Raw genomic sequence first — 13,928 nt, 5'->3', positions numbered from 1 at the left:
TGGGCGAGGGCACTCGAGGTGGCCGCCGGTGATTGCTGCACGAGGAACACGACCGGCTAGATCATGCGCGGCTAACGGCAGCGGGGCACCGAGCGACAGCGACCGGTCCACCTAGATCCCAGCTCAGGCCGGCATCAAGTGTCGGGGTTGCTGGCGCTGATCCTGGCGGCGGCCACGGCCAGCCAGGGATGGCTGGTGTCGAGCCCTTCGGCCTGAGCGGCGGCACGCAAGGTGGCGTGCGCGACGTCGGGCGGCTGCCCGGCCGCCCGGTCGCGCGCCAGGTCGTAGACCACGATCGCTTTGAGTCGCTGCTGCAGGGGGAGCTCGTCCAGCGCTAACTTCCAGTCGTCCGTCACCGGCGGGTCGTGCCCCGCGGTGTCATGGGGCATGCCACCGCGGACGGGTGGCGGACGCGGCAATCGTGTCCGAGGCTCTCGCAGCGTCGCCGAGGCGGCCGATGACGCACCAGCGGCGGCGTTGTTCCCTCGTCAGCTGAGCCGCCGCTGCAGCCAGGAGCAGCGCGCTCTCGTCGCCACCCTCAGGGCCGCGGACCTGCCACAACGATGGAGATTGCCCGACGATCGCGTTCAGGACGGCGCGGTGTCCACCGGAATGGCTGGCGCTGCTACTGGCCGTGGCCGCGCTGGTGGTCCTCGCCCGGCGCCGCTCGACAGCGCTTGGCCTCCCGGCCGAGCGGGGCGACCGGGTGCCGGACGGTGCGGATGTCACCGGGTCGAGGCGGTGAGGACCTCCTCCGGGACCGAACCGGCCGGGCGTGACCGGGGCCGGCGCTCGGCCGCCCAGCAGCACGCTGCCACGACGGCAAGCCCACTCACCACCGACCAGGGGTGGGCGATGACCGCGTCCTCCGCACCGGACAGCGGGTTGGCGAGTACGCCGAGGCGGTCCAGCGCCCATCCGGTGGCGGCGGCGAGGGCCACGGCGGCCCCTGCCAGGCGCAGCGCCGGGTAGTACCGGGTCCGGGACACCACGTACAGCGAGGGAAAGACCAGCGCCACGGTGAGCAGCTGGGCGAGCTCGACGCCGACGTTGAAGGCCAGCAGCGCCGGCACCGACGCCGAGCCGTCGAGGCCGAGGTCGGTGAGGATGCCGGCGAAGGCCAGCCCGTGCGCGAGGCCGAAGCCGCCGGCGATGAGCACCTCGCCGCGGCGCGCCAGCGGCCGCATGGCTTGGACCGCCGCCACCCCGACCGAGGCGGCGATGAGCACCTCGATGGGTGCTCCTGGCACGGCCACCCATCCCAGTGCCGAGGCGATGAGCGTGAGCGAGTGCCCGGCGGTGAACGCTGTGACGACGGCGAGCACCCGGCGCAGCGTCGACCCGAGCCCCTTGCGCCGCTGCCACCGGTCGGCGACCACGACCAGGGGCGCGACGAGCAGCAGGGTGAGCAGGAAGAGCAGGTGGTCGGCGCCTTCGAGGACGTGGTGCAGGCCGTACCCGACCATGTCGGTGAGGCCCGTGGAGACCGCGCCGGTGGTCGTCTCGCCGAGCTGCAGACTGCTGTCGGAGGCGGTGAGGACACCGGCCGTGAAGATGTCGCCGGCCGCGTCGGTGAGGACGACGACGGCCTCGTGGGCTGGGTCGGCGTCGATAATCCCGTCGTAGGTGAGCGTGAACGCCGAGGGGTCGGCGCTGCCGGGGTCGAGGGTGACCTCGACGCTGAGGGACTCGATGCCCTCGACCGACTCCCGCACGACATCGGTGTAGGTCTCGGTCCATGTCCTCCCGTCGGTGCCGGTCACGGTCAGGTGCTCGTCGAGGTAGGCGGTGACCGCGTCGGCGTAGGAGTCGACGTCCGTGGCGCTCGTGTAGTTGGTGCCCAGCGCCTCGTCGAGGGTCTCGAGCGCCACGCTCATGGTGGCGTCCACCGAGTCCTCGCCCACGCGCACCGACAGCGTGCTGCTGTCCAGGCTGTGCGCGTGGGCGACGGCGGGGGTGAGCATGACCAGGCCCGCGCTCAGGCCGCCGCTCAGGGTGGCGCTAGCGGCGAGCGTGCGGGAGCGGGGAAAGGTGGTCACGACGTCCGACCGTGACGGCCGTTGCTGGGAGGTCCCTGGGTGCGGGCTGGGAGCTTGCATCACTGTTCGCGACTGCTCAGTGTCACAGTGTGTTCACAGCCGACGTCCAGCGATGGTCGAGCGACGCCCTCCACCGTGGAGCTCGACCGACTCACCCCGATCTCCCGAGATGAGCCCACGATGAAGCTCCGCAAGACCGTCGCCGCCCTCCTCCTGACCGCCGTGGTCCCGATCGCCGCGGCATGTGGCACGACCGCCGAGGCCGCCTCCACCACCAGCAGCACCAGCAGCACGGCCGGCAGCAGCACCACCGACACCGGCTTCCCCGGCGACGGGCCGGGAGAGGGCGGTGGCCCGGGCGGCGTCGAAATCTCTTCGGTCACCACTGAGGACCAGCTGGTCGAGCTGATCCAGGAGGCCTACGGCGACGCCGGCCTCGACCTGCACCGCGGCCACCAGCCAGTGCAGGACGTCCTCGACGAGGTGCTGACCATCAGCCACGACGAGCTGCACGTCCGCATGGACGCCGGGCAGAACCTCGCCGCCGTCGCCGAGGACCTCGGCATCGACCCGCAGACGCTCATCGACGCACTCGTCGAGTCCTGGAGCCCGGTCATCGACGACCTGCTCGCCGCCGGCACCATCACCGAGGACGAGGCCGAGCAGTACCGTGCGGCGCTCGAGGAGGCCTGCACCTTCCGAGTCACCTGGGACGGCGAGGAGGCCACGCCCAGCTTCACCGGCCTCGACGCCTGATCCGGTCCCCCTCCGTCAGGACCTGTGAGTGCACGGCTGGGCCCGCGGTGAGCATCTGCGGGCCCGGCTGGAATTACCAGCGGATCCATGGAGGTTCTCCCGATCGGCGCACGACCGGTGGCCCGGACGCTGCCCGAGTTCAGGCTGGCATGCGACCAGTCCAGCCGGCCGCGCTCGCCGAGGCGGTCGAGGACGGCCTGGTGGAGGTGGTCGAAGACGCCGGCCCCGGCTCACTCGTGCATCCGGCGCCAGCAGGTCCAGCCCGACCCATAGCCCAGCTCGCGGGGCAGCTTGGTCCAGCCGATGCGGTGGTGAGCACGAAGGCGATGCCCTCGAGGACGTCCCGATCAGAGGTCCGTGGCCGGTCGGTCCGGCCATGGACCTCTGGAGCGCGAGGTGGGATCAGCGGCTCGACCGGCGCCCAGAGCTCGTCACTGATCGGCCGCGGCGGCGGGGAAGACGCCGGCAACGACATGCCCCGCACCCTGCGACAACGAGCGATGACCAGCCAGGGACCGAAGGCCTACTTCCGCAACGTCTTCTTACTCGGCCTCCCGTGTCGCATAACCCATGTAAGACACCGCCTTGCTTTTCGTCTGCCCGAAGTTGAGTTTGCGGCTCAGTTCCCCGTACGACACCTGTCCCCGTCGGGCTCGCATGAAGCCGAGGACGGCGCTCGCCGGGTTCTTGGCTCGTGGTCCCAATCCTACCGACTCGTGTAGGCCCAGACCGTGGCGAGCCATCGTGGTGCTGAGGTCCTTCGGCTTAATGAACATGTCGTACTCGTGCACTGGAGTGTCGAACGCGCGCGTCATGCGCCACTCCTGCATGACTTGATGGCCAGGAGCTTGCTGGCCCACGTGCGGTTGACCGTGTCGAACAGATGGATCCCGCCAGGCTTCAGCGCACGAGCGGTCTCGCGGATCACCTGGTTGAGGTCGGTGACGTGCTCGAGAACGTCGCAGCAATAGGCGAGGTCGAATTCACCGCCCTGCACTGGCAGGTCCTCCCCGGAGCCGACGCGGTAGTCGATCTCCAGCCCGGACTGTGCTGCATGACGGCGAGCGGTCTCAAGGGAGGGCACGGACGGATCGACGCCCACGACTCGACATTCCAGTCGCGCGAACTCCTCCGCGAGGAATCCACCTCCGCAGCCGATGTCGAGGGCGCGAAGCCCGGATGGGTCCCGCCCGAGCCTGTGCAAGACAGCGACGAAGTAGCCGAAGCGCGCCGGGGTGACGCTGCCGTGCAGCAGGTTGAGCGGTTCGTCCTCGTCCCACCACCCAGCGGCGTGCCTGTTGTAGACGTCGTTGTCGATCGGCATGGAAAACCTCCCTGTGATCCGGTGAGCGACACATGGGGTGTCATGCAGGGTCGGCGTCCCACGGGCCAGGCGTGCATGACGTCGTTCGGGGGATGGCCGATGCGGTCATCAGGGAATCCTGTCCCTGAGTTCGGCCCCCCGAGCCCAAGCGCGCAGTTCGCGCTGCAGGTACCAGGTCAACAGCGGGTGCATCATGCGTGGGAGCGCGCCGGCCAGCCGGTTCTGTGCCTGCACCTGCCAATGCCCGCTCACCCGGGTCCCTTTTGGGACGGGGTTCCAACGTCATGTGGAACTCGCCACCCAGTGGGAGGCCGAGAACGCGGTTGGCGGACCGGGTCGGGCGTTCGTGGATGAAATAGTCGGAGGTGCTTCGCTCGCGGAGCGGGCCGAGCTTGTTGACCATCCTGTAGAGGGGTGTTCCGTCCGGGCGCATCTCAAATCCTTCCACGGCTGCGACCGTCGGGGAGAACTGCACGATGTGGCTCAGTTGGTCGCCGAACAGGAAGTCCCAGGTCTCCTCAGGACTCAGCCGGAACACGGCGGACACGTCCACTGATCGCATGCTTCCCTCCTTCTCCTGCAACGCGTTCAGAAGCCGTCGGCGCGGGAACCTCGGGACGAGGGCCATTCCGATCCCCTGTCGGCGGACAACCACCCCCGGATACGCGAGGCGTCGGCGGGCGGGGGGTGGCCCGGCATGGATGCGACTGGGATCTCTGCACATGCTCGTCATGACGCTCTCCTGGCGAGACGCCAGCACGAGAGAGCAGTGTCCACCCAGGCGGCGCCGATGGGACGGACCCTTCACGTCCTCATCTGCGGGAACACATGCGGCCCATCGCTACTTCTGGTGCGGGCCCGACGTCTCATGAGCCATAACGCTTCGATCTTGACATCCTGATTACCGCTCTGAACCCTCGGCTCGTGGCTACCAGGACCGAGGTCGTACTGGTCGATGACCTGGACGGCGAGACGCCGGCCAGCACGACCGTGACGTTCGCCCTCGACAAGACCGACTACGAACTCGACCTGAGCGACGAGAACGCCGCGGCGATGCGTGAGGCGGTCTCCCGCTACGTGAAGGCCGCCCGGAAGGTCTCCTCGAGCGGAAGTCGTCGCGCCGCTGAGCCGACGAAGCCGGCCTACTCGGGTGTCGACCCGGCTGCTGTGCGCGCCTGGGCGGCGGGACAGGGCATCACGGTGTCTCCGCGTGGCAGGATGAAGGCCGACGTCGTCGAGCAGTACCGAGCCGCCGGCAACTGACGCCACCGCCTCACCGAGGTTTGTGACTCACGCGGCGCAAGACTGAGGCCGCAAGAGCTGACGCCTCTCTGGCCAGGCGTTCTTCGGTGAGCCTGCAGACGACGTCAGAGCCCCTGGCGCCTGGTGCGCCGACTTCGGTGATCGGCCTCAATCGGCACGGCGGCATCACCGCGCGGATCGCCCGCATCGGCCGGACTCCAGCGCCCGCCTGGGGCCGGCATCGCTGGGTGGCCGAACGAATCCCTGGAGTGGCTGCTGTCCTACAAGCGGCTGGCCCTGCGCTCGGACCGCAACGCCACGACCATCACCGCGCTGGCCCCGCCTGGCCGTCGTTCTCATCTGCGTCAGACGCCTACCGGCGAAGTGACACAACGTCATTTGGAGCCAGCCGATGTCGTTCTGCGGGCGCTTGGGCGCTGGTCGACGCCGTGCACCGTGCCGGGCTGTCGCCCGGCGTGCTGATGGGATGCTGCCGCGCCGTCGGTGACGTGCTGCCCTGTCCTCCTCGGCCGCCGCGTATCAGGAGGAGACGCCCGCTGCTCCTGAGTGTTGATCCCTCAGTCACATGATCGGAGCCGACTCGAGATGACATCCACTGCCAGGACAGCAGAACCGATGGTGGCCATGAGCATCGAGCCCGGTGAGGTCGTCCGCCGCGGCACGGTCATCTCGGTACGCGCCCGAGGCGGCATCGCGCCGGATGCGGTCGGTGGTGTCGTGGTGCCGGGGCAGCGGGTCACCGTGACGCCAGCCGGTGATGGCGCTGCCGCAGTGTCGACCGAAGGCCTTCCGCTGGGCGCGCACGTTCTGCGGATCGGCGAGGTGAATTCGGGCCGCGACGACGACGGCGACGGCGACGGGTACGAGGTGGTGACCGTCCCGTTCGTGCTGGTCGACACGCCCGCGCCGGTGCCGGACGACGTCGTCGTCCACCACGCCGTCCGGCTCCGGATCGGCGAGCTCGACGTCGAGCGCCTGCCGATGGCGCCCGGTGATGGCCCGTTCGTAGACGTGTTCAAGGCCGCGCGACGCGGCGGTGACGAGCCGGTGCAGCTCGCGTTCGACGATCGGGGGGAGCCGGTGGACATCGACCGCCTGCTGGCGGGGGTCGCCGCCCGCCGCGCCGAGCGGTTCGGCCGGGTGCACCCGCACCTCGACGCGCGGGTGCGGCGCCTCGGCGCCGATGATCCTGTGCCCGTCGCCGTGTGGCTGCACGCTTCAGACGCGGTGGAAGCGGGGAAGTCAGAGGACGAGCCGACGCTGCAGCCCACGCGCGCTGAGCAGGCGGCCCGAGAGGAATGGGTCCGGCTCGGGGAGCGGTTCGCCGCGGCGGCCGGGGAGGTGGACTTCGAGGCGGAACGGATCGATGACGCGGCGCCCGTGCTGTTCGGGTGGCTGCCGGCCAGTCGTGTCGCCGCGCTTGCAGACCGGCCCGAGGTCGCGGCGGTGTTCTTGCACGAGGTCGAGGGAATCGAGGATCTCGCCGACTCGATCGCCATCGCGAACGCTGACGACGCGCACGCTGCGGGGGCGACGGGCCGGGGCGTCAATGTCGCGGTCTTTGAGGACGGCCCGGACTCCACCACCGACCTCGTCATCGCCGCGCGGTTCCGCACTGACCCGGCCACGAGCGATCACAGTCGGCACACCCACGGGATCATCCGCAACAAGCGGCCAGGGGCGCCGCACGGCCACGCGCCGGACTGTTCCCTGCACTCCGCGAACAGCAAGGACCTCGCAGCGATCCGCTGGGCGGCGATCGAGCGGGGCTGCACCGTGATCAGTCAGAGCTTCCACCGCACGGCCGAACAGAGCTCATCCGAGCTGTCGTTCGACGACGTCTACAAAGACCACCTGGCACTGCACTGGCCGTACCCCACGATCTGTGAGGCGGCTGGCAACGGGCTCGACTCGGAGTTCGTCAATCACAAGGGGTTCAACCGGCTGACCGTCGGCAACCACGACGACCAGGCCTCGGCGATGTCCTCCACCTCGGTCTTCGGCAACCCGGTATCGATGCACGGCGACCGGGAGCTACCCGAGCTGGCCGCGAACGGTACAGCGGTGACCGCGGTCGGGCTCACGAAGAGCGGCACGAGCATGGCGGCCCCAGCCGTCGCGGGCGGTGCGGCCCTGATCCAGCAGACCGCGCCGCTGCTGCGCTCGTGGCCGGAAGGCTGCCGCGCGATCCTGCTGGCCAGCGCCTGGCGCAACCCATCCGGTGGCACGTGGCGTGCCGACCTCGTCGCGGGTATCGACGCCGCCGACGGTTCGGGCGCGCTCGACTCCAGTGCCGCCGTGCAGATCGCCCGACACCGGGAACGGCGCGGCGGGGACGGGTCCCGCCGCGGATGGGACGTCGGCACCATGTCCAGCGCGGACGTCGACCGCAACGGCTTCACCACGTCGACCTACCGAGTCACTGTGCCGCGGGTCGGGATCCTCCGCCCGCGCGTGAAGGTTGCGCTGGCCTGGAACTCGCACATCAGGGTCCTGCGCTTGTTGGGGCTCAGCATCCCGCTGTCCTCGCACCTCACGGTCGACCTCGACCTGCACGTGCGGGACTCCGCGGGCGCCACGGTTGCGACGAGCACCTCGTGGGACAACAGCTACGAGATTGCCGAGTTTGCTGCCCGGCCGGGGCAGACCTACGAGATCCGGATCCGCCGCTGGTCCGGTACGGAGGACGTCTGGTTCGGGATCGCGTGGACCGTCACTGGCCTGGACGTCCTCCTCGACCGCGTGCGGGCGACCGGCGTCGAGGGACTCAGCCGTCGATGAGTCCGGCCGCAGCTCCAGGTCGACCAGGAGATGGAGGAGCGGCGCTGGCCTAAGCATCAGCCAACCGGCGGCGGCCCAAGGTCAGCGGCGATCCGCGCCGACAGTGCACTGAACCGCCCCGGGTTCAGTGGAGATGGTGTGCCCCGCCTTCCGTGGAGTCGCTTTGTTGGACTTCATGCCACGGTGATTGACGGCTGGTTCTCGAACTTTATGGGTGTGAGCCAGCCGAGGGCGGAGTGCTGGCGGCGGCGGTTGTGGAAGGACCTCGAGGTAGTCGAACATCGCGTTCGCGAGCTCAAGACGGGTGCGCCAGCGTCGGCGGTCCAGGAGCTCGACTTGCATGCGGGACCAGCAGGACTCGATGACGGCTCGAAGCAGTCGCCGATGGACCCCATGGAGGGCACCAGCCCGGACCGCTGGGCCGCATGCTCACTCGCCATCCGCTCGGTGGACGCCACGCCGTGGGAGTGGCACGGGCGGCCGGGGCACGCAGGACCGGAGCGGGAGCGGCGCTGTCATGCTCGGAGGGTGAGCAGCGAGTCCGCGACGCCTGCGTCTCCGCCGACCCGTGAGGAGCCCCGGGTTCCGCCGGAGGTGCTGCGGCTGGCCCGCCGGCGCCTCGTGGCGGGGGAGCGCCTAGAGATGGGGGCGCTGGCGGCCGAGCTCGGCGTCAACCGGGTCACCCTCTACCGCTGGGTCGGCTCGCGGGAGCGGCTGCTGGTCGAGGTGCTGTGGTCGATGGCCGACGAGGCCCTGGGCTCGCTGCGGTGCGAGGTTCCACCCACCGCCGACCGGGCCGTCGCGGTCGTCGTCGGCTTCATCGAGTGCGTCCTGGCCAACCCCGGCATGCAGCACCTGCTCGCCGCCGACACTGACATGGTGATGCGGCTGCTCACCCAGCGGGCCGCCGGCTTCCAGCCGCGGCTGCTGCGGGCGGTGGAGGACCTGCTGCAGGAGGAGACGGCCGCTGGCCGCCTGGACGTCCCGATGCACCCGCACGAGCTCGCCTATGTCGTCGTGCGGGTCATCGAGTCCTACACCTACCTCGATGTGCTGCTCGGAGAGCAGTCGGAGGCGCGCCGCGCCGAGGCCGTGCTGCGCCTGTTGCTGGGCAGCCGCGCCACTTGATGCAACATTGAGGCCTCCATGTTGCATGGCGCAGGGGGCCGGGGCACGCTGCTGGTACCAGCGGGACGGTGCGCCGTTCCGGCCGTGGCGGCGGATGCGAGGACGCGCGTGACCGACGTGGGCACAGCCCTGGGAACGGACTTCGTCCGGATCGCCACCGAGTTCGGTGACGAGGAACGCGACTACCTGCAGCGGACGCGGGCGTTCGTCGACGACGAGGTCCTGCCGGTGATCAACGGATTCTGGGAGCGGGCGGAGTTCCCGGTCGACCTGGTGCGCCGGATGGGTGAGCTCGGGCTGGTCAGCGACGGCATCCACTACCCGGGGGTGCCGAGCATGACCGCGGCCAGTGCCGGGCTGGTGGCGATGGAGCTGTCTCGGGGCGACGGTAGCCTGGCGACCTTCGCCGGCGTGCAGGCCGGGCTGACGATGCGCTCGATCGACTCCTTCGGCTCCGAGGAGCAGAAGCGGCGGTGGCTGCCCGCGCTGGCCCGCTGCGAGGCCCTCGGGGCCTTCGCCCTCACCGAGCCCGACCACGGCTCGGACTCGCTGCTGCTGGAGACCAGCGCCGTCCGCGACGGGGACGCCTACGTCCTCGACGGCGCCAAGCGGTGGATCGGCAACGGCACCATCGCCGACGTCGTGGTGGTGTGGGCCCGCGGCGAGGACGGCCGCGTCGGCGGCTACCTGGTCGAGAAGGGCACGCCCGGCTACGAGGCCGCCGTGATCACCGGCAAGGGCTCGGTCCGCGCGGTCTGGCAGGCCGACATCGCGCTGCGCGACGTCCGCATCCCGGCGGAGAACAAGCTCCCCGGCGCCCGCACTTTCAAGGACACCGGCAAGGTGCTCGCCGGCACCCGCAGCCAGTGCGCGTTCAGCGCGCTCGGGCACGCCGTCGCCGCCTACGACGCGGCCCTCACTTACGCCTCGCAGCGCACCCAGTTCGGCAAGCGCCTGGTGGAGTTCCAGCTGGTCCAGGCCCGGCTGGTGCACATGCTGCAGGAGGTCGTCGGCATGCAGCTGTTCTGCATGCGCTTGGCGCAGCTGCACGCCAAGGGGGAGTTGAACGACACCGTCGCCTCGCTGGCGAAGCTGAACAACACCAGCAAGGCCCGCCAGATCTGCCTGGAGGCCCGCGACCTGCTCGGCGGCAACGGCATCCTGCTCGACAACCACGTCATGCGGCACCTGGCCGACGTCGAGGCCATCCACACCTACGAGGGCACCGAGACGATCCAGACCCTCCTGGTCGGTCGTGACATCACCGGCGTCGGCGCGTTCGCCTGAGCCCGACCCGCCGTCCCCACTCCCCGCACGAGGAGCCCCCATGCGCACCGACGAAGCCACTGCCGTCTCCCGCCTCGCAGGCCTCGTGCTGAGCGGCGGGACCACCCGGATCTCCGAGCTGCACGCCGGCATCGCCGCACGCGCGTTCGCCGGCGTCGGCCCGGCCGCCCGACCGGTCCAGGTCGTCCACGACACCGTGTCCTCGCTGACCTACCGCACCGTCGGAGCCGCCCTCGGCGCCGGCGCCTCCGCCGTGGGCATGCTCGCCTCGCGGCAGGTGAACGGCCGCCCCCTCGAGGACACCCCGGCCGCCCGCGTCGCGCTGGCCATCCTCAACGGCGCCCACGGCGACCTGCTCGACCGTGAGACCCCGGCTCTGGCCACCACGATGACCCTTAGGCAGGCCGGACGGGCCGTCCCCGTTGAGGCCGATGCGATCCGGGCCGCCTTCCTGGACCCGTCCGGCCGGCTCGCCGTGTTCCTGCACGGGCTGACCGAGACCGAGGGCGCCTGGTGCTACAAGTCCGAGCGCCACCACGGGCGGCCGGGTGTCACCTACGGGACCTTGCTCGAGCAGGATCACGGCCTCACTCCGGTGTTCTTGCGCTACAACACCGGCCTGCACGTCTCCGACAACGGCCGCCGGCTGGCCGACCTGCTCGACGCGCTGGTCGAGGCCTGGCCGGTCCCCGTGCAGGACCTCGTCCTCATCGGCCACTCGATGGGCGGCCTCGTCGCCCGCAGCGCTCTGCACCAGGCCGGCGGGGGCACCGGCGCCGCTCGCCCGTGGACCCGACTGGTGCGCGACTCGATCACCCTGGGCACCCCGCACCTCGGCGCGCCGCTGGAGCGCGGGGCCCACGCCCTCACCCACACCCTGGCCCGGCTGCCCGAGACTCGTCCCCTGGCCACGCTGCTGGCCGCCCGCAGTGTCGGCATCAAGGACCTGCGCCGCGGCACGCTGGTCGAGGACGACTGGTCCGGCCGGGACCTCGACGCCCGCACGCCCGGCCAGCACACGCACGTGCCGCTGCACGACGGCGCCCGGCACTTCGTCGTGCTGGGCACCCTGGCCGCCGACCCCGCGGCGCGGACGGCCGACCTGCTCGGCGACCTGCTCGTGCCGCCCCGCAGCGCCGCCGGCGACTCCGGCGACGACGACCGGCTCGCCTTTCCGCCCGACCACGTGCACCGGCTCGGCCGGCTGCACCACTTCGACTTGCTCAACCACCCGCAGGTCTACGACCGGATCCGCCACTGGCTGGAGACCCGACCGGAGGGCCCGCGCCCCTCGGCGCCCGCCGGCGCGTAATCGCCCGAGGAGGAGAGGACGGCCGGTGGGCTCAAGGTGGACGTCGCGCCGGACCTCGTGTACGGCGACGTGGACGAGGGCTACGGCGCGGTCGCCGACGCGTTCTGCCGCAACTTCGCCGAACGGGGCGAGATCGGCGCGGCCTGCGTCGTCCACCGGGACGGCCGGAAGGTCGTCGACCTGTGGGGCGGCTACCGGGACGGCGTCGCCCGGAAGCCCTGGGCGAGCGACACCGTCGTCACGATGTTCTCCACCTCCAAGGGCGTCGCGGCCGCGACGATGGCGGTGGCCCACGCCCGCGGCCTGCTCGACCACGACCGCGCGGTGGCCGACTACTGGCCCGAGTTCGCGCAGGCGGGCAAGGAGCACGTCACCGTCCGCCAGTTGCTGTCCCACCAGGCGGGCCTCGCCGTCATCGACCGCCCGCTCTCAGTGACGGATCTGGCCGACCGGGCCGTCATGGCCGACGCCCTCGCCGCGCAGACGCCCAACTGGGCGCCGGGGAGCCGGCACGGCTACCGCGGGATCTCCCTCGGCTGGTACGAGGGCGAACTGCTGCGCCGGATCGATTCCCGGCAGCGGACCCTCGGGCGGTTCTTCGCCGAGGAGATCGCCGGACCGCTGCAGCTGGACTTCTTCTTCGATCTCCCCGCCGACCTCGACCCCGACCGGCGCGCGGTCATCCACGGCTGGAAGCCGGCCGAGCTCGTCCTGCACCTGCGGCAGATGCCGCCGGCGTTCGTCCTCGGCTTCCTGAACCCGCGGAGCCTGACCGGGCGGGCGTTCACGAACCCCGCCGTCCTCGGGGTGATCGACAACTACAACCGGCCCGACGTGCTGACCCCGGAGATCCCGGCCGCCAACGGCACCGGGGAGGTCCGCGCGGTCTCGCGCCTCTACGGCGAGCTCGCGACCGGCGGAGCGGCGCTGGGGCTGGACCCGGCGTCCCTGGAGGCCCTGACCCGGCCCGCGGCGCCCCCCAGCGGCGGGACGAAGGACCTCGTCCTCGGGGTCGACACGCACTACTCCCTGGGTTACATCAAGCCGTTCCCGCAGTTTCGCTTCGGCTCCTCCGCCGAGCAGGCGTTCGGCACCATGGGAACCGGCGGCTCCTTCGGGTTCGCCGACCCCGACACCCGCATCGGGTTCGCCTACGCGATGAACCGGACCGGCTTCCGGCTCTGGGACGACCCCCGCGAGCTGGCCCTGCGCAACGCCCTCTACGTCGACGTCCTCGGTGAACGACCGCAACTGCCGGACTGAGGGGTGGGCCTTCCCGGCCGGGCGACCGGCGTTCGCGGCGTGGTCCTCGACGGCTCGGGCCAGCGCTTCTCGTGGCAGCGCTGCGTCGACGTCGCGGTCGGTTGCGCCTTGTGGAACCTGTTGCAGGACAACGCCGTCGAGCCTCGTGCCACACCCCGACCGAGCGTGACCGGAGAGGCGGACCTGGGCTGGTTCAGGCGGGCGTGACCCGGCTCCTGAGCCGGCGGTTCCACCAGCCGGGATGCTCCTGGGCCTGGACGAGGAGGCGGCCGAACTCCCGCCGCTGCTCACGGAGCAGCCACGGCACGGTCACCACCGGGACCAGCGCCCCCCACGCCCGGCCACGGCGGTTCTCGATCAGCCCTCTGATCGCGGCGGCGGCGGAGACGTGGAGGATCACGTTGGAGGGCGCGATGATCGCTCCGGTGAGCCCCTCGCACTCGGTCAGCCACGGCAGGCCCTTCCGCGTCGTCCTGGGCCGGCCCAGGAAGTGCGCGATCACGGCAGACAGGTAGAGGCCGGTGAGGGCGGCGAACACGTTGTCGCGTGCCTCCGGTTGTCGGGCGGCTTGGTGATAGGCGGTCATCGTGCTGCCCGCCCAGAACGTCGCCGCGGCTCGCGGACCCGCCCGGGAGGCGAGTGGCATCGCGACCCCGGACAGGAGCTCGTAGAAGACGTGTGCGGCGGCGCCCACGGTTCCCATCCGGGTCCACGGTCTGCAGCGTTCGGCACGTCGACGGATGACCGACGCCGCGCGCCGACCGGGCAGGGTGCC

At 71.1% G+C, this 13,928-nt stretch carries 11 protein-coding genes and 2 pseudogenes; 8 read left to right on the top strand and 5 right to left on the bottom strand.

Annotated elements, in window-relative coordinates:
- Positions 1 to 134: 134 nt before the first annotated feature.
- Together JOD57_RS04340 and JOD57_RS26680 are read right to left on the bottom strand one after the other, a co-directional pair.
- Positions 135 to 356, bottom strand: coding sequence for a hypothetical protein (locus tag JOD57_RS04340; protein WP_204690769.1), 222 nt, complete (start codon positions 354 to 356; stop codon positions 135 to 137).
- Between the two features lie 369 nt (positions 357 to 725).
- Entirely contained in the window at positions 726 to 2,039 is a 1,314-nt protein-coding gene (locus JOD57_RS26680; protein WP_204690768.1) for a HupE/UreJ family protein, read from the bottom strand.
- Positions 2,040 to 2,219: 180 nt separating this feature from the next.
- On the opposite strand from JOD57_RS26680, the gene JOD57_RS04330 reads away from it, so the two are divergent.
- The gene (locus JOD57_RS04330; RefSeq protein ID WP_204690767.1) at positions 2,220 to 2,795 is read left to right on the top strand and encodes a hypothetical protein; all 576 of its coding nucleotides are present in this window, start codon (positions 2,220 to 2,222) and stop codon (positions 2,793 to 2,795) included.
- A gap of 119 nt (positions 2,796 to 2,914) precedes the next feature.
- On the opposite strand, the pseudogene JOD57_RS04325 reads toward JOD57_RS04330, so the two are convergent.
- A pseudogene (locus JOD57_RS04325) lies at positions 2,915 to 3,270 on the bottom strand (transposase); the annotation flags it as partial.
- Positions 3,271 to 3,606: 336 nt separating this feature from the next.
- Positions 3,607 to 4,119 carry a bifunctional 2-polyprenyl-6-hydroxyphenol methylase/3-demethylubiquinol 3-O-methyltransferase UbiG gene (gene ubiG / locus JOD57_RS04320; protein WP_204690766.1) on the bottom strand — a complete coding sequence of 171 codons (513 nt, stop codon included), beginning with the start codon at positions 4,117 to 4,119 and terminating at the stop codon, positions 3,607 to 3,609.
- A 924-nt stretch (positions 4,120 to 5,043) separates the two neighbouring features.
- Between ubiG and JOD57_RS04315 the strand changes: the two genes are divergently transcribed.
- From JOD57_RS04315 to JOD57_RS04285, 7 genes and pseudogenes are all read left to right on the top strand, one after another.
- A complete protein-coding gene (locus JOD57_RS04315; protein ID WP_204690765.1) occupies positions 5,044 to 5,382 on the top strand; it encodes a histone-like nucleoid-structuring protein Lsr2 in 339 nt (112 codons plus the stop codon).
- Positions 5,383 to 5,534: 152 nt separating this feature from the next.
- A pseudogene (locus JOD57_RS04310) lies at positions 5,535 to 5,749 on the top strand (IS5/IS1182 family transposase); the annotation flags it as partial.
- Positions 5,750 to 6,006: 257 nt separating this feature from the next.
- Complete coding sequence (locus tag JOD57_RS04305) at positions 6,007 to 8,163, top strand: S8 family serine peptidase (protein WP_204690764.1); 2,157 nt, start codon at positions 6,007 to 6,009, stop codon at positions 8,161 to 8,163.
- A gap of 528 nt (positions 8,164 to 8,691) precedes the next feature.
- Positions 8,692 to 9,291: a QsdR family transcriptional regulator gene (locus tag JOD57_RS25110; RefSeq protein ID WP_204690763.1), complete on the top strand. Its 600-nt coding sequence runs from the start codon at positions 8,692 to 8,694 to the stop codon at positions 9,289 to 9,291.
- Positions 9,292 to 9,399: 108 nt separating this feature from the next.
- Entirely contained in the window at positions 9,400 to 10,578 is a 1,179-nt protein-coding gene (locus JOD57_RS04295; RefSeq protein ID WP_307824449.1) for an acyl-CoA dehydrogenase family protein, read from the top strand.
- A gap of 40 nt (positions 10,579 to 10,618) precedes the next feature.
- A complete protein-coding gene (locus JOD57_RS04290) occupies positions 10,619 to 11,890 on the top strand; it encodes a lipase family alpha/beta hydrolase (protein WP_204690761.1) in 1,272 nt (423 codons plus the stop codon).
- A gap of 36 nt (positions 11,891 to 11,926) precedes the next feature.
- Positions 11,927 to 13,153, top strand: a complete 1,227-nt coding sequence (locus JOD57_RS04285; protein ID WP_204690760.1) for a serine hydrolase domain-containing protein — start codon at positions 11,927 to 11,929, stop codon at positions 13,151 to 13,153.
- A 193-nt stretch (positions 13,154 to 13,346) separates the two neighbouring features.
- Here JOD57_RS04285 and JOD57_RS04280 read toward each other — a convergent pair whose 3' ends face one another.
- Complete coding sequence (locus JOD57_RS04280) at positions 13,347 to 13,856, bottom strand: hypothetical protein (protein ID WP_204690759.1); 510 nt, start codon at positions 13,854 to 13,856, stop codon at positions 13,347 to 13,349.
- Positions 13,857 to 13,928 lie beyond the last annotated feature (72 nt).

It is taken from the genome of Geodermatophilus bullaregiensis (assembly GCF_016907675.1).
Taxonomy (GTDB): domain Bacteria; phylum Actinomycetota; class Actinomycetes; order Mycobacteriales; family Geodermatophilaceae; genus Geodermatophilus; species Geodermatophilus bullaregiensis.
Note: the sequence above shows the minus strand (reverse complement) of the source record. Positions and strands in the feature narration are given on the sequence as shown.

What these genes read in the sequence shown, in the direction of transcription:
- JOD57_RS04330 (WP_204690767.1), top strand. Translation starts at nt 2,220, where the DNA reads ATGAAGCTCCGCAAGACCGTCGCCGCCCTCCTCCTGACCGCCGTGGTC.
- ubiG (WP_204690766.1), bottom strand. Translation starts at nt 4,119, where the DNA reads ATGCCGATCGACAACGACGTCTACAACAGGCACGCCGCTGGGTGGTGG.
- JOD57_RS04305 (WP_204690764.1), top strand. Translation starts at nt 6,007, where the DNA reads ATGAGCATCGAGCCCGGTGAGGTCGTCCGCCGCGGCACGGTCATCTCG.
- JOD57_RS04290 (WP_204690761.1), top strand. Translation starts at nt 10,619, where the DNA reads ATGCGCACCGACGAAGCCACTGCCGTCTCCCGCCTCGCAGGCCTCGTG.
- JOD57_RS04280 (WP_204690759.1), bottom strand. Translation starts at nt 13,856, where the DNA reads ATGGGAACCGTGGGCGCCGCCGCACACGTCTTCTACGAGCTCCTGTCC.